Annotated in this window: 25 protein-coding genes, 1 tRNA gene and 1 pseudogene; 20 read left to right on the forward strand and 7 right to left on the reverse strand. The window is 61.0% G+C overall.

The features are described 5' to 3' along the window. Positions 1-33 precede the first annotated feature (33 nt). Together BFQ01_RS23455 and BFQ01_RS23460 are read right to left on the reverse strand one after the other, a co-directional pair. Positions 34-1,023 (reverse strand): 2-hydroxyacid dehydrogenase, encoded by a 990-nt coding sequence (locus BFQ01_RS23455; RefSeq protein ID WP_065927087.1) that lies wholly within the window; start codon positions 1,021-1,023, stop codon positions 34-36. A 23-nt stretch (positions 1,024-1,046) separates the two neighbouring features. Further along, a complete protein-coding gene (locus BFQ01_RS23460) occupies positions 1,047-3,800 on the reverse strand; it encodes a response regulator (protein ID WP_065927088.1) in 2,754 nt (917 codons plus the stop codon). Positions 3,801-4,005: 205 nt separating this feature from the next. On the opposite strand from BFQ01_RS23460, the gene BFQ01_RS23465 reads away from it, so the two are divergent. Both BFQ01_RS23465 and BFQ01_RS23470 read left to right on the forward strand, forming a co-directional pair. After that, complete coding sequence (locus BFQ01_RS23465) at positions 4,006-4,734, forward strand: response regulator transcription factor (RefSeq protein WP_065927089.1); 729 nt, start codon at positions 4,006-4,008, stop codon at positions 4,732-4,734. Next, entirely contained in the window at positions 4,724-6,091 is a 1,368-nt protein-coding gene (locus BFQ01_RS23470; RefSeq protein WP_065927090.1) for a sensor histidine kinase, read from the forward strand. Before BFQ01_RS23465 ends, BFQ01_RS23470 begins: the two co-directional genes overlap by 11 nt. 3 nt (positions 6,092-6,094) lie before the next feature. Here BFQ01_RS23470 and BFQ01_RS23475 read toward each other — a convergent pair whose 3' ends face one another. Beyond that, the gene (locus tag BFQ01_RS23475; protein ID WP_027607322.1) at positions 6,095-6,610 is read right to left on the reverse strand and encodes a DUF2062 domain-containing protein; all 516 of its coding nucleotides are present in this window, start codon (positions 6,608-6,610) and stop codon (positions 6,095-6,097) included. 135 nt (positions 6,611-6,745) lie between these two features. Here BFQ01_RS23475 and BFQ01_RS23480 point away from each other — a divergent pair, with 135 nt between their 5' ends. The 8 genes from BFQ01_RS23480 to murB all read left to right on the forward strand — a co-directional run bounded on the left by BFQ01_RS23480 (position 6,746) and on the right by murB (position 13,601). Then, positions 6,746-8,971 (forward strand): ComEC/Rec2 family competence protein, encoded by a 2,226-nt coding sequence (locus tag BFQ01_RS23480; protein WP_256097773.1) that lies wholly within the window; start codon positions 6,746-6,748, stop codon positions 8,969-8,971. Between the two features lie 109 nt (positions 8,972-9,080). After that, entirely contained in the window at positions 9,081-9,716 is a 636-nt protein-coding gene (locus BFQ01_RS23485; protein ID WP_027607320.1) for a MotA/TolQ/ExbB proton channel family protein, read from the forward strand. Next, on the forward strand, positions 9,713-10,141 hold the full coding sequence (locus BFQ01_RS23490; protein ID WP_027607319.1) for an ExbD/TolR family protein: 429 nt from the start codon (positions 9,713-9,715) through the stop codon (positions 10,139-10,141). Before BFQ01_RS23485 ends, BFQ01_RS23490 begins: the two co-directional genes overlap by 4 nt. Continuing rightward, the gene (lpxK, locus tag BFQ01_RS23495) at positions 10,141-11,151 is read left to right on the forward strand and encodes a tetraacyldisaccharide 4'-kinase (RefSeq protein WP_065927092.1); all 1,011 of its coding nucleotides are present in this window, start codon (positions 10,141-10,143) and stop codon (positions 11,149-11,151) included. Before BFQ01_RS23490 ends, lpxK begins: the two co-directional genes overlap by 1 nt. Positions 11,152-11,174: 23 nt before the next feature. After that, positions 11,175-11,360, forward strand: coding sequence for a Trm112 family protein (locus BFQ01_RS23500; protein ID WP_003174668.1), 186 nt, complete (start codon positions 11,175-11,177; stop codon positions 11,358-11,360). After that, positions 11,357-12,121, forward strand: a complete 765-nt coding sequence (gene kdsB / locus BFQ01_RS23505; protein ID WP_065927093.1) for a 3-deoxy-manno-octulosonate cytidylyltransferase — start codon at positions 11,357-11,359, stop codon at positions 12,119-12,121. The genes BFQ01_RS23500 and kdsB overlap by 4 nt, the downstream gene beginning before the upstream one ends. Next, positions 12,121-12,585, forward strand: coding sequence for a low molecular weight protein-tyrosine-phosphatase (locus BFQ01_RS23510; RefSeq protein ID WP_065927094.1), 465 nt, complete (start codon positions 12,121-12,123; stop codon positions 12,583-12,585). The genes kdsB and BFQ01_RS23510 overlap by 1 nt, the downstream gene beginning before the upstream one ends. After that, entirely contained in the window at positions 12,582-13,601 is a 1,020-nt protein-coding gene (gene murB, locus BFQ01_RS23515; protein ID WP_065927095.1) for a UDP-N-acetylmuramate dehydrogenase, read from the forward strand. The genes BFQ01_RS23510 and murB overlap by 4 nt, the downstream gene beginning before the upstream one ends. A gap of 63 nt (positions 13,602-13,664) precedes the next feature. Here the strand turns inward: murB and BFQ01_RS23520 are convergent, their stop codons facing one another. After that, positions 13,665-14,336 (reverse strand): Bax inhibitor-1/YccA family protein, encoded by a 672-nt coding sequence (locus tag BFQ01_RS23520; protein WP_027607314.1) that lies wholly within the window; start codon positions 14,334-14,336, stop codon positions 13,665-13,667. A gap of 152 nt (positions 14,337-14,488) precedes the next feature. Between BFQ01_RS23520 and BFQ01_RS23525 the strand changes: the two genes are divergently transcribed. Next, positions 14,489-14,579 (forward strand) — tRNA-Ser (locus BFQ01_RS23525). A gap of 116 nt (positions 14,580-14,695) precedes the next feature. Here the strand turns inward: BFQ01_RS23525 and BFQ01_RS23530 are convergent. Next, positions 14,696-15,160 (reverse strand): annotated as a pseudogene (locus tag BFQ01_RS23530) (tyrosine-type recombinase/integrase); the annotation flags it as partial. Between BFQ01_RS23530 and BFQ01_RS23535 the strand changes: the two are divergent. From BFQ01_RS23535 to BFQ01_RS23560, 6 genes are all read left to right on the forward strand, one after another. Further along, on the forward strand, positions 15,114-17,408 hold the full coding sequence (locus BFQ01_RS23535; protein ID WP_083244922.1) for a phage tail tape measure protein: 2,295 nt from the start codon (positions 15,114-15,116) through the stop codon (positions 17,406-17,408). The pseudogene BFQ01_RS23530 and the gene BFQ01_RS23535 overlap by 47 nt on opposite strands. Before the next feature lie 12 nt (positions 17,409-17,420). After that, positions 17,421-18,266 carry a phage tail protein gene (locus BFQ01_RS23540; RefSeq protein ID WP_065927097.1) on the forward strand — a complete coding sequence of 282 codons (846 nt, stop codon included), beginning with the start codon at positions 17,421-17,423 and terminating at the stop codon, positions 18,264-18,266. Then, positions 18,241-18,447, forward strand: a complete 207-nt coding sequence (locus BFQ01_RS23545; protein WP_065927098.1) for a tail protein X — start codon at positions 18,241-18,243, stop codon at positions 18,445-18,447. The genes BFQ01_RS23540 and BFQ01_RS23545 overlap by 26 nt, the downstream gene beginning before the upstream one ends. A gap of 81 nt (positions 18,448-18,528) precedes the next feature. Then, positions 18,529-19,572, forward strand: coding sequence for a phage late control D family protein (locus BFQ01_RS23550; RefSeq protein ID WP_065927099.1), 1,044 nt, complete (start codon positions 18,529-18,531; stop codon positions 19,570-19,572). Between the two features lie 63 nt (positions 19,573-19,635). Continuing rightward, a complete protein-coding gene (locus BFQ01_RS23555) occupies positions 19,636-20,199 on the forward strand; it encodes a glycoside hydrolase family 19 protein (protein WP_065927100.1) in 564 nt (187 codons plus the stop codon). Beyond that, a complete protein-coding gene (locus BFQ01_RS23560) occupies positions 20,181-20,723 on the forward strand; it encodes a lysis system i-spanin subunit Rz (protein WP_065927101.1) in 543 nt (180 codons plus the stop codon). Before BFQ01_RS23555 ends, BFQ01_RS23560 begins: the two co-directional genes overlap by 19 nt. Before the next feature lie 283 nt (positions 20,724-21,006). On the opposite strand, the gene BFQ01_RS23565 is transcribed toward BFQ01_RS23560, so the two are convergent. Beyond that, positions 21,007-21,423, reverse strand: coding sequence for a divergent PAP2 family protein (locus BFQ01_RS23565; RefSeq protein WP_065927102.1), 417 nt, complete (start codon positions 21,421-21,423; stop codon positions 21,007-21,009). A gap of 2 nt (positions 21,424-21,425) precedes the next feature. Further along, on the reverse strand, positions 21,426-22,310 hold the full coding sequence (locus BFQ01_RS23570) for a decaprenyl-phosphate phosphoribosyltransferase (protein ID WP_065927103.1): 885 nt from the start codon (positions 22,308-22,310) through the stop codon (positions 21,426-21,428). Positions 22,311-22,339: 29 nt separating this feature from the next. On the opposite strand from BFQ01_RS23570, the gene BFQ01_RS23575 reads away from it, so the two are divergent. From BFQ01_RS23575 to BFQ01_RS23585, 3 genes are read left to right on the forward strand one after another with little or no spacing between them, the layout of a single operon-like run. Beyond that, positions 22,340-22,753 (forward strand): GtrA family protein, encoded by a 414-nt coding sequence (locus BFQ01_RS23575; RefSeq protein WP_065927104.1) that lies wholly within the window; start codon positions 22,340-22,342, stop codon positions 22,751-22,753. Continuing rightward, positions 22,750-24,051 (forward strand): FAD-binding oxidoreductase, encoded by a 1,302-nt coding sequence (locus BFQ01_RS23580; protein ID WP_065927105.1) that lies wholly within the window; start codon positions 22,750-22,752, stop codon positions 24,049-24,051. The genes BFQ01_RS23575 and BFQ01_RS23580 overlap by 4 nt, the downstream gene beginning before the upstream one ends. Continuing rightward, a complete protein-coding gene (locus tag BFQ01_RS23585) occupies positions 24,052-24,804 on the forward strand; it encodes an SDR family NAD(P)-dependent oxidoreductase (protein WP_065927106.1) in 753 nt (250 codons plus the stop codon). It begins immediately after the preceding gene. The last annotated feature ends 69 nt before the right edge of the window (positions 24,805-24,873 follow it).

Genomic DNA, 24,873 nt, shown 5'->3' on the forward strand with positions numbered 1-24,873 from the left:
CTGCTGATCATGAGCCTGGTATGTGACCGCTGATCATCCTTCGACGAGGTTCTGCGCCCGGCCATCGGCCCATGCCGCAATATTGGCCAATGTGGTGCCGGCAATCGCCGCCAGGGCTTCGCGGGTAAGGAACGCCTGGTGTGCGGTGACGATCACGTTGGGGAAGGTCAGCAGGCGCGCGAGCACGTCGTCCTGCAGGGGCAGGTCGGAGCGGTCCTCGAAAAACAGCTGGGCTTCCTCCTCGTACACATCCAGCCCCAGGTAGCCGAGCTGGCCGTCCTTGAGTGCTTCGATCAGCGCTGGCGTGTCGACCAGGCCACCGCGACCGGTGTTGATCAGCATGGCGCCGGGTTGCATCCGCGCCAGGGAGTGCGCATTGATCAGGTGCTTGCTGTCGGCGGTCAGCGGGCAGTGCAGGCTGATGATCTGGGCCTGGGCCAGGAGCTCCGGCAGGTTCACATAGCGCGCGCCGAGCACCTGGACCTGGGGGTTGGGGAACGGGTCGTAGGCGAGCAACTGGCAACCGAAGCCCGCCATGATCCTGGCGAATGTGGCGCCGATCTGGCCGGTGCCGACCACGCCGACGGTCTTGCCCACCAGGTCGAAGCCGGTGAGGCCATGCAGGCTGAAATCGCCGTCGCGGGTGCGGTTGTAGGCGCGATGCAGGCGGCGGTTGAGGGCGAGGATCAGGGCCACCGCGTGTTCGGCGATCGCATGGGGCGAATAGGCCGGGACGCGCACGATGGTCAGGCCCAGGCGTTTGGCGGCAGGCAGGTCCACATGGTTGTAGCCGGCCGAACGCAACGCGATCAACCGCGTGCCGCCCTTGGCCAGGTGTTCCAGCACCGGGGCGCTGAGGTCATCGTTGATAAAGGCGCAGACTACCTCGTGGTGTTCGGCCAGGGCGACGGTGTCGAGGTTGAGCCGGGCGGGTTGGAATTGCAGTTCCAGGCCGCGCGGCAAGGGTTCGCCGAGGAAACTGTCGCGGTCGTAGGTCTGGCTGCTGAAAAGAATCACACGCATCAAAGGCGTCCTTTTTGATGAGTTCAGGCGCTGACCCGCGCTTCACTGGCCAGCCGTGCAATGGCCATGTCCAGCTCGTCCAGCGCGGTCATGGCCTTGGCGTCGTCCTGCTTGAGCAGGGTTTCGGCGCGCTGGCAGGCGGCGCGCAGTTGCGGCACGCCACAGTAGCGGGTGGCGCCGTGCAGACGGTGGACGCGTTCGATCAGGGCCAGGTTGTCCCTGGCCTCGCGGGCGACGTGAATGGCCTGGCGATCGGCTTCCAGGGAGGCCAGCAGCATGGCCAGCATGTCGGCCGCCAGGTCCATCTTGCCGGCGGCCAGGCGCAGGCCTTCCTCGTGGTCCAGCACCTGCAATTGCACCCCGGGGCCCAGGCCTTCGACGGCGCGCTCCGGCACCTGGTTGCGCAGGGCCAGGCCGGTCCATTTCAGCACCACCTGGGCCAGTTGCCGTTCGCTGATGGGTTTGGTCAGGTAGTCGTCCATACCACTTTGCAGCAGGGCGCGCTTTTCGTTGGCCATGGCGTGGGCGGTGAGGGCGACCACCGGCAAGGGCGTGCCATGGCGCTCGCTTTCCCACTGGCGGATCGCCTCGGTGCTCTGGCGTCCGTCCATGCCCGGCATCTGCACGTCCATCAGCACCAGGTCGAAGGTGTCCTGTTTCACCGCGTCGACCGCCGCGTAGCCGCTTTCCACTGCCCGGACCTGCGCGCCCATGTCTTCCAGCAGGGTTTGCACCAACAGCAGGTTTGCCGGGTTGTCGTCGACACACAGCACACGCGGCGCACGGCTGGACAACGGCTCACCCGGTTCACTGCGGGAGGGCCGCGGGCTGATCAGGTCGGACAGGGCACGGCGCAGCTTGCGGGTACACGCCGGCTTGGCCTGCAACTGGCTGTTGGGGTTGGGTACCGACTCGTTGAACAGCATCTGTTCGGTGGTGGGGCACAGCACCAGCACTTTGCAACCCAGGTGTTCGAGGTCCCACAGGTGCTGGTTGAGGCGCTCGGGCGGAATATCGTTGGCGGTCACGCCGAGTACCGCGAGGTCGATGGCCTGCTCGGTCTGGTGAGCGCTGGTGATGCCGTTGGTCAGGCTTTCCAGGGTATTGAACGGCGTTACTTCCAGGCCACAGTCTTCCAATTGGTGCTGCAGGGCCTGGCGCGCCAGGTCGTGGTTTTCCAGCACCGCTACACGATGGCCCAACAACGGCGCGCAGGGCAGGTCTTCGACGTCGTCGCGGGTCTTGGGCAGGTTCAGGCTGATCCAGAATTCAGAGCCTTCGCCCGGCGTGCTGTCGACGCCGATTTCACCGCCCATTTGTTCGATCAGGCGCTTGGATATCACCAGGCCAAGCCCCGTGCCGCCGGGCTGGCGCGACAGTGAATTGTCGGCCTGGCTGAACGCCTGGAACAACGCCCGCACGTCCTGGCTGGACAGGCCGATGCCGGTGTCCTGCACGCTGATGCGCAGTTGCACGCTGTCTTCCTGCTCGTCCTCGATCATCGCCCGGGCCACGATGGTGCCTTCGCGGGTGAACTTGATCGCATTGCTGATCAGGTTGGTCAGGATCTGCTTGAGCCGCAGCGGGTCGCCCACCAGCGCCAGCGGCGTGTCGCGGTACACCAGGCTGACCAGTTCCAGCTGCTTGGCATGGGCGGCGGGGGCGAGGATGGTGAGGGTGTCTTGCAGCAGATCCCGCAGGTTGAACGGGATGCTGTCGAGCACCAGCTTGCCGGCCTCGATCTTCGAGAAATCGAGGATCTCGTTGATGATGCCCAGCAGGTTGTCGGCGGATTTTTCGATGGTGCCCAGGTAGTCCAGCTGGCGCGGGGTCAGCTCGCTTTTTTGCAGCAGGTGGGTAAAGCCTAGTATGCCGTTGAGCGGCGTACGGATTTCATGGCTCATGTTCGCCAGGAACTCGGACTTGATGCGGCTGGCCTCCAGGGCCTCCTTGCGCGCCAGGTCCAGCTCGATGTTCTGGATCTCGATGGTTTCCAGGTTCTGGCGCACGTCTTCGGTGGCCTGGTCGATGCTGTGCTGCAATTCTTCCTGGGCGTTTTGCAGGGTTTCGGCCATGCGGTTGATGCCCGATGCGAGTTGATCCAGCTCCTGGCTGCCCAAGGGTGGCAGGCGGGTTTCCAGGTTGCCGTCCTTGAGTTGGGCCACCGCTTGCTTGATCAGGCCAATCGGCGCGTTGATCGTACGGCTGATGCGCAAGGCCAGGGCTGCGGTGCAGATCAGGCCGATGGCAATCAGCAGCAGGCTGGCGAACAGGCTGCGATAGCCGCGCAGCAACATACCGTTGTGGGACAACTCCACCTCGACCCAGCCGAGCAGGCGATCGGCTTCATCGGGGATCAAATCGCCCGCCAGGTTGCGATGGCGACCAAACACCGGCAGCAGGTAGCGCGTGGCGTCGTTGCCGGTGCGCTGCAGCAGGTGGGAACTGTTACCCACCGGCGGCTGGTTGAGCATGGTCGGGCCGGCGTGGGCCAGGGGCGTGCGGTCCGGCGCGAGGAACGCCACGGTGCGTACGTCCGTCTGTTCCAGGGATTGGGTGGCGATACGCTCCAGCAGGTCGGTATTCCTGCTGCCCATGGCCGGAGCCACCAGGGGCGCCAGCTGCTCGGCGATCATTTCGCCGCGTTGCAGCAGTTGGGCCTGCAACTCCGAGAGCTGCATCCAGGTGAAGTACCCTCCCAACAACAAGGCCATCAGGCTGGTCGGTAATAAGGTCAGCAACAGTACGCGGCCTTTTATCCCCATTCTTTTAAGCACGCCACTCTCCTGCTACCACACTGATATCAATCTTCCGCGCCGGCATCCGGCCCGCGCCACCTGCGCAGTGTAGCCATTTGCGCGGCCTGGAATCTTGCAAATTAATGACAGAGGGCAATCTTCGGGCCGTTGGACGCCGTGTGGCGATTGCCTGCGGCGGGGTTATCTTGAATAATCAGTGATTGAGAATGACTTGCAGACGCTAATGAATCCCGCAGCAGTTGGCCTACCCCGTATCCTCACAATTGAAGATGACCCCGTGCTGGGTGCCTATGTGCATGAGCATTTGGGGCGCTGTGGCTTCCAGGTCACCTGGTGCCAGAACGGTCAGCAGGGCTTGGAGATGGCGCGCGACCAGGCATTCGACGTGGTGTTGATGGATATTCTGCTGCCGGGCCTGGATGGCTTGTCGATCCTCACCCATCTGCGCCGGAGCCATTCGATTCCGGTGATCCTGATGTCGGCCCTGGGCGCTGAAACTGATCGCGTCAGCGGTTTTCGCCTGGGTGCCGATGATTACCTGCCAAAGCCCTTCAGCATGGTAGAGCTGCGCGTGCGTATCGAAGCCATCCTGCGGCGGGTGGCCCTGGATCGGCGCCCGTTGCCGACGCTTGAGCCCGTGCGCGAGGATACCCGCACCCTGCGTTTCGACGATGAACTGTGCGATGTTTTTCATCAAGGCCACTGGGCGGGCCTGACCCGCAGCGAATATCGCCTGCTGGAAACCCTGCATCGCAACGCTGAAGAAGTCCTCAGCAAAGCCTTCCTCTACCAGCACGTGTTGCAACGGGGTTATGCGCCCCATGATCGCAGCCTCGACATGCATATCAGCCAGATCCGCCGCAAGCTCAAGGCCATCGGCTACACCGAGCGTGAGGTACGCACGGTGTGGGGCAAGGGCTATGTGCTGAGCGGTCACGACGATGGGCTTTGAGGCATCACTGAAACGGCTGCCGGGCAGGCACTCGTTATTCTGGAAGCTCGCCTGCCTGCTGATCGCCTTCTGTTTGCTGATGATCTGGCTCAGTTGGTCCTGGGGCCGGTACATGGAGCAAAAGAACGCCTACCTGTCCGATGAGGCCAGGAGCACCTTGAGTGGTTATGCGGTCGGCGCCGAGCAGGCCTGGAACCAGAGCGGCAATGCCGGCGTTGATGCGTGGCTGCAGGCAATGGGCAAGCGCGAAAGCACGTGGATCGGGGTGATCGGCAATGACTTGCAGTCGTTGAGCAGCTACCCGCTGACCGACACGGAAAGCCAGCGCCTGACCTTTCTGCGGGGCCTGGATTGGCCGGTCAGCCGCCACGTCAAGGGGTTGCCGTGGTTGAAGATCCCGTTTGCGGTGGATCCGGGCGCCGGTTCGCTGGTGATTGAACTGCCGCAGCGTTTTATGCCGGGGCGCTACCAACTGTTCTGGCGGGTGCTGACCAACGGCGTGATTCCCGGCCTCTTTACCTTGTTGCTGTGCATCGGCCTCTATCGGTTGCTGATCATGCCCCTCAATCAACTGCGCGAGCAGGCCAACGCATGGCGTGCCGATCAATTGAATACGCGGATGTCCCACGACGCCACCAGCCGCCAGGACGAATTGGGCGAGCTGGGGCGCGCGTTTGATCATATGTCCGAGCGCTTGCAGGGTACGGTGATGCTGCAACAGCAGCTGTTAAGGGACATGTCCCATGAACTGCGCACGCCCTTGAGCCGTTTGCGGGTGGCCTGTGACAGTGAGCAGGATCTTGCGCGCCTGCGTGAGCGGCTGGGGCGGGAGATCGATGCCATGCAGCGCCTGGTGGAAGACAGCCTGCAACTGGCCTGGCTGGATACCGAGCGGGCGCCGCTGCCCAAAGAAGATATTCAGGTGCAGGCGCTGTGGGACATGCTGCGCGAGAACGCGTGCTTTGAAAGCGGTTGGCCGGCGTCGCGGCTGCCCTGCCTTCTGGGCGCCGACAGTTGGGTACGGGGCAACCTGAATGCCCTGGCCCAGGCCCTGGAGAATATCCTGCGCAACGCCATACGCCATTCCCCGGCGGAGGGGGTCGTGTGCCTGGATGGATGCCGCGAGGGGGAGTATTGGCACCTTTGGTTGGAAGACCAGGGCGGGGGAATCGATGAGCAGGATCTGGAGCGAATCTTTGCGCCGTTTACGCGGCTGGACGGTTCGAGGCCCGGCGATGGTGGCTTCGGGCTGGGCCTGAGCATCGCGCGCAATGCCGTGCAACGCCAGGACGGCAGCCTGTGGGCGGAAAATACCGGCCAGGGCCTGCGTGTGCACCTGCGGTTGCCGGCGCGATAGGTCTCAGCCTCGGCGCTGCTTGCGCTTTTTCCATTGGTGCGCGACCCACCAGCGCCAGTACCCCATGGTCAGGCAGTAGGCCAGTGCGCCCAGCACCAGCCCCAACACCACCGAACCCAGCAGGAAGGGCTGCCACAGCGTGCTCAACTGGCCGCTGATCCACTCCCAGGTCAGGTCGTCGGGCAGGCTGCGCGGTGGCACATTCATCAGCCAGGCGCCGGTCATGTAGGTGCAGATGAACACCACCGGCATGGTGATCGGGTTGGTCAGCCATACCAGGCTGATGGCGATGGGCATATTGCCGCGCACGGTGATCGCCAGCACTGCCGCCAGCAGCATCTGCAATGGGATCGGGATAAACGCCGCGAACAAACCCACGGCCATGGCGCGTGCCACGGAGTGCCGATTCAGGTGCCAGAGGTTCGGGTCGTGCAGCAACGTGCCAAGAAACTGTAATGACTTGTGTTCCCTGATACTGGTGGGGTCGGGCATGTACCGTTTGAATAAGCGCCGAGGCATAGGGGGTCCAGGTCAGTTCGAGGGGCAAGTATGCCCGCATTCTATAAACAGAAAATTCAGACTTTGTGACAAAACATCATAGGACACGCTGGGCCCTCGTCTAAGACTGAGTGGATCACTTGAAAAGGAGGGTTCATGAAGACAGGGATGTTCGCGCTCGCGCTGGGGTTGCTTGCCTTGCGCTTTCTACCGGCGTTGCCGTCGACGGGGTGGCTGATAGCCATGTTGGTGCTGGCATTGATGCTATTGCCTTTTCGTACGTCGCCACTGGCATTTTTCCTGCTGGGTTTGAGCTGGGCCTGCATCAGCGCGCAGTGGGCGCTGGATGATCGACTACGGCCGGTGCTGGATGGCCAGACGCGATGGCTGGAAGGCCGTGTAACCGGGTTGCCGCAGCAGACAGGGACGGGCGTGCGTTTTGAGCTGGCCGACAGCCAGGCGCGCAACGCCCGGTTGCCCAAGCGCATCCGGGTGTTTTGGCACGGCGGGCCGCCGGTACGCAGTGACGAGCGCTGGCGTCTGGCCTTGACGCTGAAACGGCCTGCCGGGCTGCTCAATTTTCACGGTTTCGATCAGGAGGCCTGGCTGCTGGCCCAGCGCATTGGCGCCACCGGCTCGGTGAAGGATGGTGAGCGCCTGGCGCCGGCGCGTCATGCCTGGCGTGACACGGTCCGCCAACGCCTGATGGCGGTGGATGCCCAAGGCCGCGAGGCGGGCCTGGCGGCTTTGGTGCTGGGGGATGGCTCCGGGCTGGCGGCCGAAGACTGGCAGGTGTTGCAGGACACTGGCACGGTGCACCTGTTGGTGATTTCCGGCCAGCACATTGGCTTGCTGGCGGGGTTGATCTACGGCTTGGTCGCGCTACTTGCACGCTACGGCTGCTGGCCCCGCACCTGGCCGTGGCTGCCGTGGGCGTGCGGCCTGGCGTTTGCCGCCGCGCTGGGGTACGGCCTGCTGGCAGGGTTTGGCGTGCCGGTGCAACGGGCCTGCGTCATGGTGGGGCTGGTGTTGTTGTGGCGCCTGCGCTTTCGTCATCTGGGCTTCTGGTGGCCGTTGTTGCTGGCACTCAATGGCGTGCTGATCCTGGAGCCACTGGCCAGCCTGCAACCCGGATTCTGGCTGTCCTTCATGGCTGTCGCGGTGCTGGTCCTGGGATTTGGTGGGCGCTTGGGGCCGTGGAGTGTCTGGCAGGCATGGACACGCCCCCAGTGCTTGATTGCCGTTGGTCTGTTTCCTGTGTTGCTGGTGCTCGGCTTGCCCGTCAGCGTCAGTGCGCCGCTGGCCAACCTGGTTGCCGTGCCGTGGATCAGCCTGGTGGTGTTGCCCCTGGCGTTGCTGGGGAGCACATTGTTGCCGCTGCCGTATGCGGGTGAGGGCTTGTTGTGGCTGGCGGGTGGGGCGCTTGACGAGTTGTTCCGGGGCTTGGCATGGCTCGCTGGGCTAATGCCTGCCTGGATACCGGCCGAAGTGCCCCTGGGTTACTGGCTGATCAGCCTGGTCGGCGCGGTGCTGTTATTGCTGCCCAGCGGCGTGCCGTTTCGGCCACTGGGCTTGCCGCTGCTGTTGTTGGCCGTGTTTCCACCCCGCGAGCTCGTGCCCCATGGGCGGGTGGAGGTGGTGCAGCTGGATGTCGGGCAGGGTCAGGCCTTGATCCTGCGTACCCGCCATCACACGTTGCTCTACGATGCCGGCCCGCGTTCGGGGACGGTTGACCTCGGTGCCCGTGTGGTAGTGCCCGCGTTGAAAAAGCTCGGCGTCGGGACGCTGGATATGATGCTGCTGAGCCACGCCGACGCCGATCATGCCGGTGGGGCGTCGGCTGTTGCCCGAGGGTTGCCGATCCGGCGTGTCGTGGGCGGTGAAACCGAAGGGTTGCCCGCGTTTCTCGCCACCCAGCCCTGTGTCAGCGGCGAACGGTGGGAGTGGGACGGTGTGGCATTCGAGCTGTGGCAGTGGCCTGATGCGATTGATGGCAACCCCAAGTCCTGTGTTCTGCAGGTCCAGGCCAATGGTGAGCGGCTGCTGCTCACGGGGGATATTGATCGGGCTGCCGAGCGAGCATTTCTCGCGTCTTCGTTGGCCGTGCACACCGACTGGCTGCAATCCCCTCACCATGGCAGCCGCAGTTCGTCGTCCTGGCCTTTTCTACAGCGGCTGGCGCCCACGTCGGTGCTGATTTCCCGTGGGCGTGGCAATGCGTTCGGCCATCCTCACCCGCAGGTGGTGGAGCGCTACCAGCGACTGGGCAGCCAGATATACGACAGTGCCGAGCTGGGCGCGGTGCGCGTGCAATTAGGGGCTTTCCAGCCACCCACTGTTGCGCGTAGTCAACGCCGTTTTTGGCGCGAAACGTTACCCTGAGCCGGCCATGCCAAAGGCCGGCGCCTGGGACAGACGGGTCCATGGCCGACGAACCCCGCCGCCGAACCTATATGGTAAAGTGGCGCACTTTTTCGAGGGGACATTCACTGTGTGGGAATTGGTCAAATCTGGCGGCTGGATGATGTTGCCCATCATCCTGAGCTCCATCGCCGCACTCGGCATCGTTGCCGAACGTTTGTGGACCCTGCGCGCCAGTCGCGTCACCCCCGAGCATCTGCTGGGGCAGGTCTGGAGCTGGATCAAGAACAAGCAGCTGGACAAGGACAAACTCAAGGAACTGCGCGCCAACTCGCCCCTGGGTGAAATCCTCGCCGCCGGCCTGGCCAACTCCAAGCATGGTCGCGAGATCATGAAGGAGTGCATCGAAGAGGCCGCCGCCCGGGTCATCCATGAACTGGAACGCTATATCAACGCCCTCGGCACCATCGCCGCCATGGCGCCGTTGCTCGGTTTGCTGGGGACGGTACTGGGCATGATCGATATTTTCAGCTCGTTCATGGGCTCGGGCATGACCACCAACGCGGCCGTGCTGGCCGGCGGTATCTCCAAGGCCCTGATTACCACGGCGGCGGGCCTGATGGTCGGTATTCCTTCGGTGTTCTTCCATCGTTTCCTGCAGCGGCGCATCGATGAACTGGTGGTCGGTATGGAGCAGGAAGCCATCAAGCTGGTGGAAGTGGTGCAGGGCGACCGTGATGTGGACCTGGTTGGGGGCAAAGCGTGAAATTTCGCCGCAAGCAACGGGAAAATGTCGACATCAACCTCGCGTCGTTGATCGACGTGGTGTTTATCCTGCTGCTGTTTTTTGTCGTCACCACCACCTTCACCCGGCAGACCGAACTGCGCGTCGACCTGCCGGAAGCCGTGAGTGGTTCGCCGGCCGAAGACCAGGAAGTCAAGCAACTGGACATCGCCATCAGCGCCGACGGCGCGTTTTCGGTGAATAACCAGGTGCTCGAGAAAAACGACCTCGCCAGCCTCATGGCGGCCCTGGAGAAAGAGTCCGGCGGCGATACCAAGATGCCGTTGTCCATCAGTGCCGATGGCAAGACCCAGCACCAGGCCGTGATCACTGCGATGGACGCTGCCGGCAAGCTCGGTTTCAGCCATCTGCGCATGAGCACTGTCGAGGCGGCGAGCCAACCCTGATGGCCATGTCCGATCGTTTGCTCAAGGCCTGGTACGAGGGCCATCCGGCACTGGCGTTGTTGCGTCCGCTGGAATCGTTGTATCGCCGGGTGGTGCAGCGCAAGCGCGCGCGGTTCCTGGCGGGAGAGGGCGAGATCTATCAATCGCCGGTGCCGGTGGTGGTGGTCGGTAATATCACCGTGGGCGGCACCGGCAAGACGCCGTTGATCCTGTGGTTGATCGAACACTGTCGGCGCAGTGGCCTGCGGGTGGGTGTGGTCAGTCGCGGGTATGGCGCCAAGCCGCCGCAGTTGCCATGGCGCGTCGAGGCGAGCCACAGCGCCACGGTGGCGGGCGACGAGCCTTTGCTGATCGTGCAGCGCTGCGGCGTGCCGCTGATGATCGATCCCGACCGCAGTCGTGCGGTGCAGGCCTTGTTTGCCAGCGAGACCCTCGACCTGATCCTCTCCGACGACGGGCTGCAACACTACCGCCTGGCCCGTGACCTGGAACTGGTGCTGATCGACGCCGCCCGGGGCCTGGGCAATCGCCGTTGCCTGCCGGCGGGGCCGTTGCGCGAACCGGTTGAGCGTTTGCACAGTGTGGATGCACTGCTCTACAACGGTGCTGGCTCGGATCGCGACGACGGCTTTGGATTTCGCCTGCAACCTACCGCATTGGTCAACCTGCACAGCGGCGAGCGCCAGTCGCTGGCGTATTTTCCTGAGGGGCAGCAGGTACATGCGGTTGCCGGTATCGGCAACCCGCAACGTTTCTTCAACACCCTCGAAACGCTACACTGGCAGCCGATTCCCCATGCTTTCGCCGACCATGCGCCCTACAGTGCCGAGGTCTTGAGTTTTACCCCGTCATTGCCACTGGTCATGACCGAGAAGGACGCGGTGAAGTGCCGCGCCTTTGCCCAGCCCGACTGGTGGTACCTTGCGGTGGATGCGGTGCCGTCGCCGGCGTTCGTCGCCTGGTTCGACACGCAGCTGATGCGCCTGCTGCCCGCCCGTCTTTTGCCTTAAACGCTTTTTTCCAGGAAACACTCATGGACACCAAACTGCTCGACATCCTCGCTTGCCCGATCTGCAAAGGCCCGCTCAAGCTCAGCGCCGATAAAACCGAGCTGATCAGCAAGGGCGCCGGCCTGGCGTACCCGATCCGTGATGGCATCCCGGTAATGCTGGAAAGCGAAGCCCGCACCCTGACCACCGACGAGCGCCTGGATAAATGACCACAGCCTTTACCGTTGTCATTCCTTCCCGCTACGCCTCGACACGCCTGCCGGGCAAGCCGCTGCAACTGATCGGCAGCAAGCCGATGATCCAGCTGGTGTGGGAGCAGGCCTGCAAAAGCAGCGCTGAGCGTGTCGTGGTGGCCACTGATGACCCGCGCATCATCGAAGCCTGCAAAGGGTTCGGCGCCGAAGCGGTGCTGACCCGTGAAGATCACAACTCCGGCACCGATCGCCTGGCCGAAGTGGCCACGCAGTTGGGCCTGGCGCCAGACGCCATCGTGGTCAATGTGCAAGGCGACGAGCCGTTGATCCCGCCGGGCGTGATCGACCAGGTGGCCGCCAACCTGGCCGCCCACGGTGAAGCGCGTATGGCGACCCTGGCTGAGCCGATTGAAGACATCGACACCCTGTTCAACCCGAACGTGGTCAAGGTGGTCAGTGATGTCAACGGCCTGGCGCTGACCTTCAGCCGTTCGACCTTGCCCTGGGCGCGCGACGCCTTCGCCAGGAACCCTGACCTGCTGCCGGAAGGCGTGCCGTATCGTCGCCATATAGGTATCTACGCCTATCGTGCGGGGTTTCTGCATGACTTCGTCAGCTGGGGGCCGTGCTGGTTGGAAAATACCGAATCCCTGGAGCAACTCCGAGCCCTTTGGCACGGCGTACGCATCCACGTGGGCGATGCTCTGGAAGCACCGCCTGCGGGTGTCGATACCCCGGAAGACCTTGAGCGCGTCCGTCGCCTGCTGGGGGCCTGATGGAGGTTCTGTTTGTCTGCCTGGGCAATATCTGCCGCTCGCCCACCGCTGAGGGCGTACTGCGCCATAAATTGCGCGAAGCCGGGTTGGCGGGGCAGGTCGACGTAGCGTCCGCCGGCACCGGCGAGTGGCATGTCGGCAACCCGCCGGACCAGCGCAGCCAACGTGCGGCGCTGGTGCGCGGCTACGATTTGTCGGCCCAGAGGGCCCGGCAGGTCTCCCGCGCCGACTTTGCGCGCTACGACCTGATCCTGGCCATGGACCACAGCAACCTGCGCAACCTCAAGGCCATGCAGCCCGGCCAGGGCAAGGCGGAGTTGGACCTGTTCCTGCGGCGCTATGAGGCTGAAGTGGACGAGGTGCCGGATCCCTACTACGAAGGCGAACAAGGCTTCGAGTGGGTCCTGGACCTGATCGAGCGGGCGTGTGATTTACTGGTGATCGAATTGAAGGGGCGGTTATGACCTTGCAAGTGCGGGCGCAGGTGTCGCTCAAGCCATTCAACAGCTTTGGCATTGATGTGCGTGCCCGACTGTTCGCCGAGGCCCGCAGTGACGCCGATGTGCGCGAGGCACTGGCCTATGCGTCGACCCAGGCGTTGCCCTTGCTGGTGATCGGCGGTGGCAGCAACTTGCTGCTGACCCAGGACATTCCTGCCCTGGTGTTGCGCATGGCCACCCAGGGTATTCGCGTGCTGCAGGATGATGGCGTGCAGGTGGTGGTCGAAGCCGAAGCAGGCGAGGCCTGGCACCCGTTTGTGCTGTGGACCCTGGAGCAGGGCTTCTGTGGTCTGGAAAACCTCAGCCTGATCCCCGGCACCGTCGGTGCCGCCCCCATGCAGAACATCGGTGCCTACGGTGTGGAGATCAAGGACGTCTTTGCCGGCTTGACCGCCCTCGATCGCCAGACGGGCGAGTTGCGCGATTTCAGCCTGGAAGAATGCAACTTTGCCTACCGCGACAGCCTGTTCAAGCACGAAACCGGGCGCTGGTTGATCCTGCGGGTACGCTTTGCCCTGAGCCGCGCCAGCCACCTCAAGCTCGACTACGGCCCAGTGCAGCAGCGCCTGGCAGGGCAGGGGATCACCGAGGCGACACCGAGCGATGTCAGTCGCGCGATTTGCAGCATCCGTAGCGAAAAATTGCCCGACCCGGCAGTGCTTGGCAATGCCGGCAGCTTCTTCAAGAACCCGTTGGTGTCCAAAGCCCTGGCTGAAGAGTTACAGGCACAGTATCCGGACCTGGTGGCTTACCCACAGGCGGATGGGCAGATGAAGCTGGCCGCTGGCTGGCTGATCGACAAGGCCGGCTGGAAGGGCTTTCGTGACGGCGATGCCGGCGTGCATGCCCTGCAGGCGCTGGTGCTGGTCAACTATGGCGGCGCCACAGGGCACGATATTGCCAACTTGGCCCAGCGTATCCAGCGCGACATCGCCCAGCGTTTCAAGGTCGAGCTGGAAATGGAACCCAACCAGTACTGATACCCCGAAAACAAAAATGCCCCGCATCTTTCGATACGGGGCATTTTTTATGCAGCGAGTAAATCAGTCGTCGCGGCTCATGATGCCGAAGATCTGCAACAGGCTGATAAACAGGTTGTAGATCGACACATACAGGCTGACGGTCGCCATGATGTAGTTGCGTTCACCGCCGTGGATGATGGCGCTGGTCTGGAACAGGATGCACACGGAGGAGAACAGCACAAAACCCGCGCTGATCGCCAGTTGCAGGCCGCTGATCTGGAAGAACATGCCCGCCACCACCGCCGCCAGCAACACGAAGAAGCCCGCGGTGATGAAGCCACCCAGGAAGCTCATGTCCTTGCGGGTGACCAGCACGTAGGCCGACAGACCACCAAACACCAGGGCGGTCATGGCAAACGCCGAGCTGACCACTTCCGCACCACCGGCCATGCCGAGGTAACGGTTGAGGATCGGGCCGAGGATAAAGCCCATGAAACCGGTCAAGGCAAACGCCGACACCAGGCCCCAGGCCGAGTCACGCAGCTTGTTGGTCAGGAAGAACAGGCCATAGAAACCGATCAGTACGACAAAGATATTCGGGTAGCCGACGTGCATCTGCTGGGCCACGAACGCCATTAAGCCGCTGAATGCGAGGGTAAGGGCGAGCAGGCCATAGGTGTTGCGCAACACGCGGCTGACTTCAAGCTGCTCAGCCTGCGCGTTACCATTCACTGCGTAATTCTGTTCGCGCATGGCGACACTCCTTCGGTTTTGAAACGTTCAGTCGCAAAGATCATAACAGACGCTCTGTAACAAGCGATGGCGAGAGTTTGACAGTGTGTTTCATTCGGGTATTATGGCGCCCGCTGAGACAGGATGGGCTACCCTAATCCTGTGATGCACAAGGGAAATTGGCAGAGTGGTTGAATGCACCGGTCTTGAAAACCGGCGAACGTTAATAGCGTTCCCAGGGTTCGAATCCCTGGTTTCCCGCCAAGATTCACACGAAAGCCCCGCGATTGCGGGGCTTTTGTGTTTAAGGGGTTTGGGTGGAGCGCTACGGTTTTTGAGGGGCGTTCCGAAACTTTCGGGTAGGCGTTCCGAAACTTTGCCTATTTTGATGGTTTAGCAGTGGCGCCAATCCTCCTGTAAACTCGCTTTGTGATCTCCTGCTTACTGTGTCCCAGTAGCAGGCTTGCGTCTCCAATATCGATGATTTCCGATGCTGCTTTCGGTCGGATGTCGCGAAACTGAAAACCGCCAATCTTCGCGGCGAGAAGCGGATCGCCCTCTTCGATTGCTTTGGCACAAGCTTTCTCCCGCGCCTTGTCCCAGCGCAAGCGCAGCATTCCCTTCGTCATTCGCTTTCCGTGCCTGTTTATCAGCAGGTACTTCGAGACGTGGCCGGCATTCCTCTCCGTAATTTCCCGAATCAACCTGCCCAAGCTGTTTTCTCCCTCCTCTGTGTACATCAGGATCCTAAGCTTAAGCCCTGTCTTGCCTTGCGTGACCAAGAAGTAATCGCCCTCAATGTCGTCCCTGCGCATGATGATCACGTCTGCTGGCCGCTGGCCTGACGGCCTGCTGAAAAAGTTAGAGACCAACCTCAGAACCCTCAAGGATCAGGGTGTGGAGGTTGGTAAGTTGCGCAACGAGTACCAGAAACTGGGGCAGGTGGCCCGTGGGGCTGAGCTTAAGGCGCTCGGCCACATTCAAATCAAGCAGGGTAAGGACGGGCTGAAAAGTTCGCTCGGCCAGGCGACGGCGCTGTCAGCGGCGGTCGCTATCCCCACCAAGATATCAGGCGACTATCAGGCGCAAATGCGCCAGATGTCGCTGTGGGCGCACACAGCCGGCACAGATGACGAAGGCAAGATGACTGCGATGGTCTCGACCATTGCGGACGACAAGGGCATGAGCCGTCAACTGCTCGCCAAGGCGGTTGGTGGCCTGATCGAAAAGGGTGTTGATTGGCAGGAAGCCAGTGCCTATGCCGGCCAGATTGCCGATCTGATCGATGGGCAGGGCATGGAAGCCGAAACCATTGCCACCTTGATCAACTCGTTCAAGGAGGCTGGGGTTAAGAAAGAGGACATGGCCGGCATGCTGGGCCAGGTCGCTGCAGCGGGGGATATCGGCGCCTTCGGTCCCAAGGACATGGCTCGGTATCTGCCGTCCATGCTCGGTAACATCAAGCGCCTGGGCATGGAAGGCCCGGAGGCGGTGCGCTTTCTGGGGGCCAGCTTGCAGTCGCAATATTCGCAAACGCAGGACTCTGCGGCCGCTGCGACCAACATGAACAACCTGTTGAACGCGGTGATCAGCAGTACCAGCCAGGAGCGCTTTGCCAAGGAAGGTTACGACCTGGCCGGCTCGATCCTGGCCGCGACGAAAAGCGGCAAGGCAGCCAACCCGGTTGACGCTTTCATCATGCTCAGTCAGGAAATGATCAAGCGTCAGGATCCGGCGAAGGCCAAAAAGATAGAGGCCCTCAAGGCCAAGATCAAGGCGGCAGCGGACGGCAGCGCCGAGGAACAGCAGGCCATGGTGGCCCTGACTGAAGCCGCTGGCCTAGCCAACATCGTCAGCGATCAGAGCGCCAGTGCGGGTTTGCTCGCGCAGATCAAATACGGCGACAAGATCAAGGCCGATATGGTCACGATCGAGAAAACCGACGGCAAGACCAAGATCGAGTCGGACGCCGCCAAGGCCCGCGAAACGTCCAACCGCAGATGGGCGGAGGCCACGGCGGGCATGGAAGCCTCCATGATTAGCCTGGGAGATGGTTTGCGGCCTTTGACCGATAAGGTCGCGGATGGCCTGGGGAAGGTTGGCTATGCGCTGGCTGACCTGGCCAACAAGTACCAACCAGTTACGGCGGTGATCGCTGCGGTTGCTGCAGGCGCAGTCACGTTGGGCGCCGCGCTGAGTGCGCTGAAGATCGGCAAGGGCCTGCTGAACGTCGGCCGTGGTTCGCTGATGGGTAACCCGAACATCCCGCAAAAGGTGATTGTCACCAATCTGCCTGCAGGTGGCTTGGGCGGCCTGGATGGTGGGGTAGACGGCGGCGGCAAAGGTAGGAGGGGCGGTAAGGCGGGTGGTCGCGGGTTGGGCTTACCCAAGGGCGCCAAGCTGCCTGCGGCCCTGGCGGTCATTGAGGCTGGCTACAAGATCAAAGATACCTACGACAACGCCACAACCCGCGATGAAAAGGCCAAAGGCTATGGCGAGGCCGCAGGGGGCTTGGCAGGCACACTTGCCGGCGCTGCGGCGGGTGCGGCGATTGGCTCGGCGGTGCCGATAATCGGCACGGTGGTCGGTGGGTTGCTGGGTGCCTACCTGGGCAGCCTGGGTGGCGACGCTCTGGGCGGATATTTGGGTAAGTCCTTCTTAGGCGGCGACGATGGGCTGAAGAAGATGCCCGATGCTGGTCCGTTGATGATGGTCAACGCCGGCAAAGACATTCCGCCTGTGATGGCTGATATCGCGACTTCTTTCGCGCCTAAAGGTGATGGCTCTCTGCTGATGCCTGGCGCCGTCAAGACGCCGGGGCCTGTGGGTGGTGACGTCGTTCGTTCGCTGGCTTCGCCGCCGGCATCGAGCACACCCGCTGGGGTTTCGCTGATGGCGGTACCGCCAAAACCGCCGGCGCCGAAGATCGAGCAGAAGGTTGATATCAGCGCGCCTATTCAGGTGACAGTGCAGGGGGATGTTAAGGATCCGGCGCAGCTCGCCCGTGAATTGCAGCCTTACATCGCGCAGCAACAGCGCGAAATCACACAGCAGCTGGAGAGCCGCAAGCTCTACGACGAAGCGCATCTTTGACCTGGGGGATTTATGGGCTATATGGAGCAGCTGCAATCAAGCGTGAAGTCCCTGGCGGCGGCGGGTGAGACTGGTCGCGGTAGCCTGGATGGGATGATCGCGCCGGTAGACGGGGCGATCAGTGAACTCAGCGGCGCGGCCTCGGAGTTGGAAGGTATTCCGTTTGTGGGGCCGGCCGTTGGCGAAAAGCTTCAGCGCGTTATGCGTGGTGTGACGGCGGCCCAGGCGAAGGTTGGCCAGGTGGTGTCGGTGTACAGCGCAGCCACCCGGGCGGCGTCTCAGATTGATGAGCGCTTGGGTGCGCTGAAGGAACAGGCGGGGCGGGCGGCGACGGCGATCAACAACATCGCCGGCAAGGTCAGCCCCTCGCTGTCGGGCATTCTCCCGACTGGGGCCTTTGCTGCTGATGCCACACCGGCGCCGGAGGCGGTGAAACCCTTCCCGCACCTGATGATCATGCAGCCGCGTGATCCGAAACAGCAGCCGTACTTCTTCAACCTGGACACGGCGGCCTTCGATGAATTGCGGCGCTCGACAGCTTTCCGCTGGGCCTCTCAGGAGCGCCTGACGCGTCGACCAGCCCAGCAAGCTATCGGTATGGGTGACGAAAAGCTGACGTTGAAGGGCGCCATCTTCCCGGGCTTCAGGGGCGGCATCAAGCAACTGGACACCCTGCGAACCCTGGGGGGCAAGTTGCAGCCCATGACGCTGACCACCGGCTACGGCGACGTGTTGGGCACTTGGTGCATGACAAGTGTCGAGGAAGAACAAAGCGCGCTGCTGGGCGGCGGCATCCCGCGTAAGCAAGGCTTTACCCTGGAGTTTGTACGCTATGGCGACGACATGCAGAACGTCTGACGGTGATCTGTTGGATACCATCTGTCACAACTACTACGGCCATCTGAGCGGCACGGTGGAGGCCGTGCTCGATGCCAATCAGGGGCTGGCCGATGAGGTTCAGCCGTACCGAGCTGGTGTGGTGATTGTCCTGCCGGACATGCCGGCACCCACTGAAGAACTTGTAATGCTTTGGGATTAGCCAGGCCTGGCTATCCTTTTCTTCCGTTATGCGTAACGGCCGCCAACATTCCCCCGCGTTGGCGGGGTAACTGGGTGAACCATGACCCCTCGCTTTCGCGTCGTTGCAGACGGTAAAGACATTACCGCGCTGATCAATGACCGTCTGTTATTGCTGAAAACCACTGACAAGCCTGGCATGGAGTCGGACGACTTTGAGCTGCGCATCGATGACCGCGACAGCGCCGTGGCGTTGCCCAAGCGCGGCGCCGGCATTGAGATCTACCTGGGCTATGCCGAAACGTCCATGGTGCGGCTGGGCCGTTACATGGTGGATGAGGTCGAAATATCCGGCCCGCCCAACACCATCGTCGTGCGCGGCAAGGCCGGCGACATGCGCGGTACCGGAAAGACGGTGCGCAGCGGTAGCTGGGAAGATGTGCCGCTGTCCAAGATCGTGGCCGACGTGGCTGCCCGCAACGGCTGGACGCCGGTGTGCAACGTCTCCACGAACGTGCCCCGGGCTGACCAGCTCAGCGAGTCGGATTTCAACTTCATCACCCGCATTGCCAAGCAGCACGACTGCACGGCTAAGGTGGCCGATGGGAAGTTGATTGTCATGACCCGCGACGGCGGCACCAGTGCGAGCGGCAAGACCTTCGGCGCCGTTACCATCACGCCCGCTGATGTCAGTCGGTGGCAATTCCGCTTAGGCGATCGCAACACGCACAAGGCGGTGGCCACCAAGCACCAGGACAAGAAAAGCGGTGAGCTGAAGCTGATCAGCTTGGACAACACGGATGCCCCCGACGGGCTCCCGGCGGTGCATACAGACCGTCATATTTACCCCAACAAGACCGCAGCTGAACAGGCAGCCAAGGCCCGTCTGACAGCCTTCAATCGGTCCTCAGCGAGTGTGCGCCTCGAGATGCCTGGCCGTACCGACCTGTTTGCCGAGCGGTCGGTAAACGCTACCGGCTTCAAAACCGGAATCGATGGTGAGTACCTGGTCGACTCGGTGGAGCAGGTATTCACTCAGGCCGGCTGGTCCACCACCGTTGAGTGCAATGGCGGTAAGAAAGGCAAGGCCAAAGCCAAAAGCAAGAAAACGAAAAAAACCAAGGAGGTGAAAGTCCTGGAGCTGTAACTGGCTGAACCCATATCACCATTCGCCGCCATCGAGTGGCATTTTTTTGCCTGGGAAAAAGCGATGTCCATCACTGAGCTGCAACTTCAAAGCATCATGCCCAACGCCCGCCGCAAAGCAGGCGTTTTTGTATCCGCGCTGAACGCGGCCATGACTAACCGCAAGATCGACACACCGAAGCGTCAGGCGGCATTCCTGGCCCAGGTCGGCCATGAGTCCGGCCAACTGCAATACGTGCGTGAATTGGGGAGCGATCAATACCTCAGCAAGTACGACACCGGGCCTCTGGCTGTCAAGCTTGGGAACACGCCTGCAGCTGACGGTGACGGCCAACGTTATCGCGGCCGTGGGTTGATCCAGATTACCGGTCACGACAACTATTTGCGCTGCAGCCTGGCGCTGTTTGGTGATGAACGTTTGCTGCGCACGCCTGCGCTGCTCGAGCTGCCGCAATGGGCGGCGGAGTCGGCAGCGTGGTTCTGGTCGGTGAACGGGTTGAACGCACTCGCGGATCAAGATCAGTTCAACACCATCACCCGCCGGATCAATGGCGGGCTCAACGGCCTGGAAGATCGGCTGCAGTTGTGGGGCAGGGCGAGGGCGGTGTTATGCGTCTCTTCGACCTAATCCCCCCGCAATACCGGCTCGTGGCGGTTAGCATGTTGCTGGTGATGTTGGCGGTCGGATCTGCTGCCTTGGCATGGACCGCTCAAGATTGGCGTTACGGCCAGCGGTTGGAGCGCCAGGCCCGGCTGCAGGCGGACACCCTTAGCGAGTTATCCCAAGCGTCTGCCGCCCTACAGCGGACCGAGCAAGAAAAGCGCCTGGCTCTGGAGCAGCGCCTGCAGAACAAAGACAAAATCCACCACAAGGAATTGACCGATGAGCAAACCAAGCAAGCTCGTCTGCGTGATCGCTTGGCTACTGCTGATCTGCGGTTGTCAGTCGTACTCGCCGCCACTGACGCCAACAGCAGCTGTTCAGTGCCAACCTCCACCCCCACCGGCCGCGTGGTTCATGGCGCCACTAGAGTCCAACTTGACACAGCGCATGCTCAACGAATTATCGGAATCACCGATGCCGGCGACCGAGGATTGATCGCTCTGCGGGCCTGTCAGGCCTACGCAAAAGAAGTTAATACACCGAAGTAAAAGGAGCGGCCGGGCAGGATGCGTCAACATCCTACCCAGCGGCCTTCCTCGCAGATCGTCCCTTCAAGTCAAGCCAAGGCTCCTGCCTCGTTCAAAAAGAGGAGCGAGCCTATATTTGTTTATCCATACAGTAATGGTCTTGCTTTTTATGCCACACCCATCGTCCCTTGCATGGGCGGCAAATGGTGCCTGGCCCAAAGTCTTCTCCCTCTCTTCCTAACCGGAATTCGACTCTCAGAATTTTGCTTTATCGCGTGTGCAATGGCCGTTCTTGATTCATTCGTCAAGCCAACATCACGCTCGTTGCGGCGGCAACCGCGATACCCACGGCGATACCGGCAGCAATTTCCATTCGGGTGTGCCCCATACGTTCGCGCAGCGCCTGATGGTCAGAGGTGTCGGCTGTCAACTTGTTGATGGCCACCGCATGTTTGCCTACCTCCCGACGCAGACTGCTTGCGTCCAGCATCACGATAAATGCCAGTGTTATGGCGACACCGAAGGCGGGGTGTCCGATACCCTCCTTGAGGGCAATGAGCGTGGCCATGCTGCTGACGATCGCACTGTGGTTGCTGGGCAAGCCACCGTAGCCGATTAGGCCAAACGCCAACTGCCTTGCTTTAATGCTGTTGATGATGAACTTTGAAACTCCGGCGACGAGCCAAGCCAGAAATGGGGTGAGGGCGTAAGAGACGTCCATGATCAACCCTGTACCGGCCACAATGCCCAACCGCAGGCAGCTACCCACAGCACCACAGTAAGCAACAGCTGCCAGTCAGCAAGCAGTGCATCTGTGGGCGACTCACCGCCATCAAGGACCTCCACCACGAACCAGTAACGGAATAGGCCAAACAGGACCAGTGGAACCGTGATGACCAACTCGGGCTTGGCAGACATCACGAACATGCTGTAAAAGAGCAGAGCGCCCGTTGCCGACATCTCTGCATAGCGATCCACCAGTGACACGGAGTACTTCTCGAGCACCTTGCGGCCCCCTGCGCCATTTTGGCTTATCTCCTGACGTCGCTTGACTGCGGCTAGGTAGAGCGCAAGGCACAGAGTCGTAATGAACATCCAGGATGAAACGGGCACATCCAGCGCCGTGGCGCCTGCGTAGACGCGCAGAACAAAACCGATTGCTATTGTGAAGATGTCGACCACAGGCTGGTGCTTGAGCACGAACGTGTATGCTAGGTTCAAAACCAAGTAGGCAGTGATGACCATCATCACCTTCGGGGTGACGAACCAACCCCATACCAGCGCGGTGTAGAGAGCTGCGAGCAGGATCAGGGCAGTGGGGGCCGAGACGATCCCAGCTGCGAGAGGGCGGGTCTTGGACTTCTTGGGGTGGCGACGGTCACTTTTGATGTCGTGCATGTCGTTGATGATGTAGGTCGCCGACGATGCGATGCAGAACAGTAGCAGAGCCAATAAGGTGTGGGTGACGGGGCCTTCATACAGGAACGATCCAGAGAACAACAGTGGAGCCAGAACAAAACCGTTCTTTACCCACTGCTTTGGCCGCATCAGCTTTATTAATCCCAGCGTCTTCGCTAGAGGTGAGCGGGCTATTACGGTATCATGCATTATTTTTGAATCTCGGCGATATAAATTATATGTTTGCTTCAACTAAGCTGGCGTTTTACTATGCGATTTTCGCACTAATTGCAACGGCAGCGAATATCGGCGCTCAGGATTTTGTCATTCGTAACTATAGTGGCGCCTTCGATATTCTGGCGTCTGTAGTGGTGGGTACTGGGGTGGGGCTTGTCGTCAAGTACGTCCTCGACAAGCGCTATATCTTTCGCTTCCGGGCGCGTAACGTCGCCCATGATACCCACACTTTCGTCCTCTACTCTATCATGGGTCTGGCAACGACCGTGATCTTCTGGGGCTTCGAGTTTGGCTTCAATCACATATTCGAGACCAAGGGAATGCGCTACCTCGGCGGCGTTATTGGTCTTACTATCGGGTACTTAACCAAGTACCACCTCGACAAACGTTATGTCTTCCGCTCAGAACCCGTATGAAGCCTATTACTTCCTGGGGACGTTTGAGCGCCGATCCTCACCATGTCGTCGGTCTGAATGATCCTTCAACGGTCAAGGCGCTTATTTGCGCCGGACCTTATCCGGGTCTGGCGCATGGTATGGGGCGTAGCTACGGTGACTCCTGCCTGAATCCAGAAGCTACTCTCTGGGTCACAACTGGGCTCGACCATTTCATTGCTTTCGACGACAGCACTGGCCGCCTGGTGTGTGAGACCGGGGTGCTGCTGCGCGACATCCAGCGACTAGTCATTCCTCGCGGTTGGATTCTCCCGGTAACGCCGGGTACCCAGTTGGTAACAGTTGGTGGCGCGATCGCCAACGATGTGCACGGCAAGAACCATCATGTATTAGGTTCTTTCGGTGATCAAGTCCAGAGCCTTACCCTCGTCCGTACCGATGGAGAGTCCATCCAGTGTGGCCCAAATGAGCGGCCGGATTGGTTTGCCGCCACTGTCGGTGGCCTGGGCCTGACAGGTGTTATTACGCAGGCCGAGATCCAGTTGTGCCGTGTGGCTGGGCCATGGCTAGACACCGAGACTGTTCCCTATGCGAACCTGAACGAGTTCTTCCAGCTTGCGGATGATTCCGAGCTCAATTGGGAGCACACGGTGTCCTGGATTGACTGCATCACAGAGGGGGGAGGGCGCGGCTTGTTCATGCGTGGCAATCCGATCGATATAGGAGATCGTCCGGTACCTCAAGGGCGTAAGCTGACCATGCCGCTGGTGCCGCCTATTTCCTTGGTCAATCGACTATCGTTACGCCCGTTCAACATGGCCTACTACCACCTCAAGAAATGCAGGGCAGGACGCGCCATCACGCACTACGAGCCGTTTTTTTACCCCCTCGACAACCTGCTCGAGTGGAACCGGATGTACGGACCTAAAGGCTTCTTTCAGTACCAAAGTGTGGTGCCACGAGAAGTTGGGCAAGATGCCGTTCATGCCATGCTCAAAGAAATTTCCCGGTCGGGGGACGGCTCATTTCTTGCTGTCCTGAAGACCTTTGGCAACCGCCAGCCGTTGGGGATGCTGAGCTTTCCGCAACCGGGAGTGACGTTGGCGCTTGATTTCCCGAATCATGGAGATCGTACGCACAAGCTCTTTGATCGCCTGGATGCAATCGTGCGTGATGCCAATGGTCGCCTTTATCTGGCCAAGGATGCTCGAATGCCCAGAGAACTCTTCGAGGCAGGCTATCCGCGCCTGGCCGAATTCATGAAATACCGCGACCCGGGCATCAGCTCAGGGCTCTCACGCCGTTTGATGGGAAGCTGAATGAACAATAAGCAGGGAATCGTCATTATCGGCGCCACCTCGGCTATTGCCGAGCACTGTGCAAGGCTCTGGCTGGAAAAGCAGCCGGCTGATCTGACTTTGGTGGGGCGCGATGCGCCGCGTATCAAGCGGATTGCAACAGACCTCAAGGTACGTAGCCCTGAATCAGAGATTCGGGGCGTCCAAGCTGAGTTCCTGAATCCTGAAGCCATAAGCGTCACAGTCGGGAACATCGTCAAATCAGGTCGCGTAGATATCGTCCTGATTGCGCACGGATTGCTGCCTGAGCAGAGCGAGTGTCAGAACAACCTTCAGTCTTGCCGCGATGCGCTCGAGATCAATGGTATATCTCCCGTCCTCTATGCCGAAGCCTTTGCCAAAGAAATGGAAAAAACCAACCACGGCACCATTGCCCTGATCGGCTCCGTTGCGGGCGACCGGGGGCGCAAGTCCAATTATGTGTACGGGGCAGCCAAAGGGCTAGTTGCTCGCTACGTCCAAGGCTTGCAGCACCGTTTCGCGGGCACAGGGGTCAAGGTGGTACTGATCAAGCCTGGCCCTACTGATACCCCGATGACGGCTCACCTCAAGAGTAAGGGGGCCAAGTTAGCGTCTGTTGAAAGTGTGGCGAAGCAGATTATCGCGGGAATAGAAGCTGGCAAGCCTGTCATCTATGCTCCCGGAAAGTGGCGGCTAATTATGATGATTATTAGTCACCTACCAGCGGTCATTTTCAATAAAATAAATATTTGAAGTGGTTGTTATATTAACTTTGCAAGTCAGAGATAATAGCCCGTCATAGCATCTATAAGCAGTAGTTTA

Source organism: Pseudomonas sp. 8 R 14, assembly GCF_900005955.1.
Classification (GTDB): domain Bacteria; phylum Pseudomonadota; class Gammaproteobacteria; order Pseudomonadales; family Pseudomonadaceae; genus Aquipseudomonas; species Aquipseudomonas marginalis.

Coding starts and splice junctions, on each gene's coding strand:
- BFQ01_RS23545 (WP_065927098.1), top strand. CDS start 18,241: ATGGCGACGACATGCAGAACGTCTGACGGTGATCTGTTGGATACCATC.
- BFQ01_RS23510 (WP_065927094.1), top strand. CDS start 12,121: ATGGAGGTTCTGTTTGTCTGCCTGGGCAATATCTGCCGCTCGCCCACC.
- BFQ01_RS23560 (WP_065927101.1), top strand. CDS start 20,181: ATGCGTCTCTTCGACCTAATCCCCCCGCAATACCGGCTCGTGGCGGTT.
- BFQ01_RS23555 (WP_065927100.1), top strand. CDS start 19,636: ATGTCCATCACTGAGCTGCAACTTCAAAGCATCATGCCCAACGCCCGC.
- lpxK (WP_065927092.1), top strand. CDS start 10,141: ATGGCCATGTCCGATCGTTTGCTCAAGGCCTGGTACGAGGGCCATCCG.
- BFQ01_RS23540 (WP_065927097.1), top strand. CDS start 17,421: ATGGGCTATATGGAGCAGCTGCAATCAAGCGTGAAGTCCCTGGCGGCG.
- murB (WP_065927095.1), top strand. CDS start 12,582: ATGACCTTGCAAGTGCGGGCGCAGGTGTCGCTCAAGCCATTCAACAGC.
- BFQ01_RS23520 (WP_027607314.1), bottom strand. CDS start 14,336: ATGCGCGAACAGAATTACGCAGTGAATGGTAACGCGCAGGCTGAGCAG.
- BFQ01_RS23565 (WP_065927102.1), bottom strand. CDS start 21,423: ATGGACGTCTCTTACGCCCTCACCCCATTTCTGGCTTGGCTCGTCGCC.
- BFQ01_RS23580 (WP_065927105.1), top strand. CDS start 22,750: ATGAAGCCTATTACTTCCTGGGGACGTTTGAGCGCCGATCCTCACCAT.
- BFQ01_RS23575 (WP_065927104.1), top strand. CDS start 22,340: ATGTTTGCTTCAACTAAGCTGGCGTTTTACTATGCGATTTTCGCACTA.
- BFQ01_RS23475 (WP_027607322.1), bottom strand. CDS start 6,610: ATGCCTCGGCGCTTATTCAAACGGTACATGCCCGACCCCACCAGTATC.
- BFQ01_RS23470 (WP_065927090.1), top strand. CDS start 4,724: ATGGGCTTTGAGGCATCACTGAAACGGCTGCCGGGCAGGCACTCGTTA.
- BFQ01_RS23585 (WP_065927106.1), top strand. CDS start 24,052: ATGAACAATAAGCAGGGAATCGTCATTATCGGCGCCACCTCGGCTATT.
- BFQ01_RS23455 (WP_065927087.1), bottom strand. CDS start 1,023: ATGCGTGTGATTCTTTTCAGCAGCCAGACCTACGACCGCGACAGTTTC.
- BFQ01_RS23465 (WP_065927089.1), top strand. CDS start 4,006: ATGAATCCCGCAGCAGTTGGCCTACCCCGTATCCTCACAATTGAAGAT.
- BFQ01_RS23535 (WP_083244922.1), top strand. CDS start 15,114: ATGTCGTCCCTGCGCATGATGATCACGTCTGCTGGCCGCTGGCCTGAC.
- kdsB (WP_065927093.1), top strand. CDS start 11,357: ATGACCACAGCCTTTACCGTTGTCATTCCTTCCCGCTACGCCTCGACA.
- BFQ01_RS23480 (WP_256097773.1), top strand. CDS start 6,746: ATGAAGACAGGGATGTTCGCGCTCGCGCTGGGGTTGCTTGCCTTGCGC.
- BFQ01_RS23570 (WP_065927103.1), bottom strand. CDS start 22,310: ATGCATGATACCGTAATAGCCCGCTCACCTCTAGCGAAGACGCTGGGA.
- BFQ01_RS23500 (WP_003174668.1), top strand. CDS start 11,175: ATGGACACCAAACTGCTCGACATCCTCGCTTGCCCGATCTGCAAAGGC.
- BFQ01_RS23550 (WP_065927099.1), top strand. CDS start 18,529: ATGACCCCTCGCTTTCGCGTCGTTGCAGACGGTAAAGACATTACCGCG.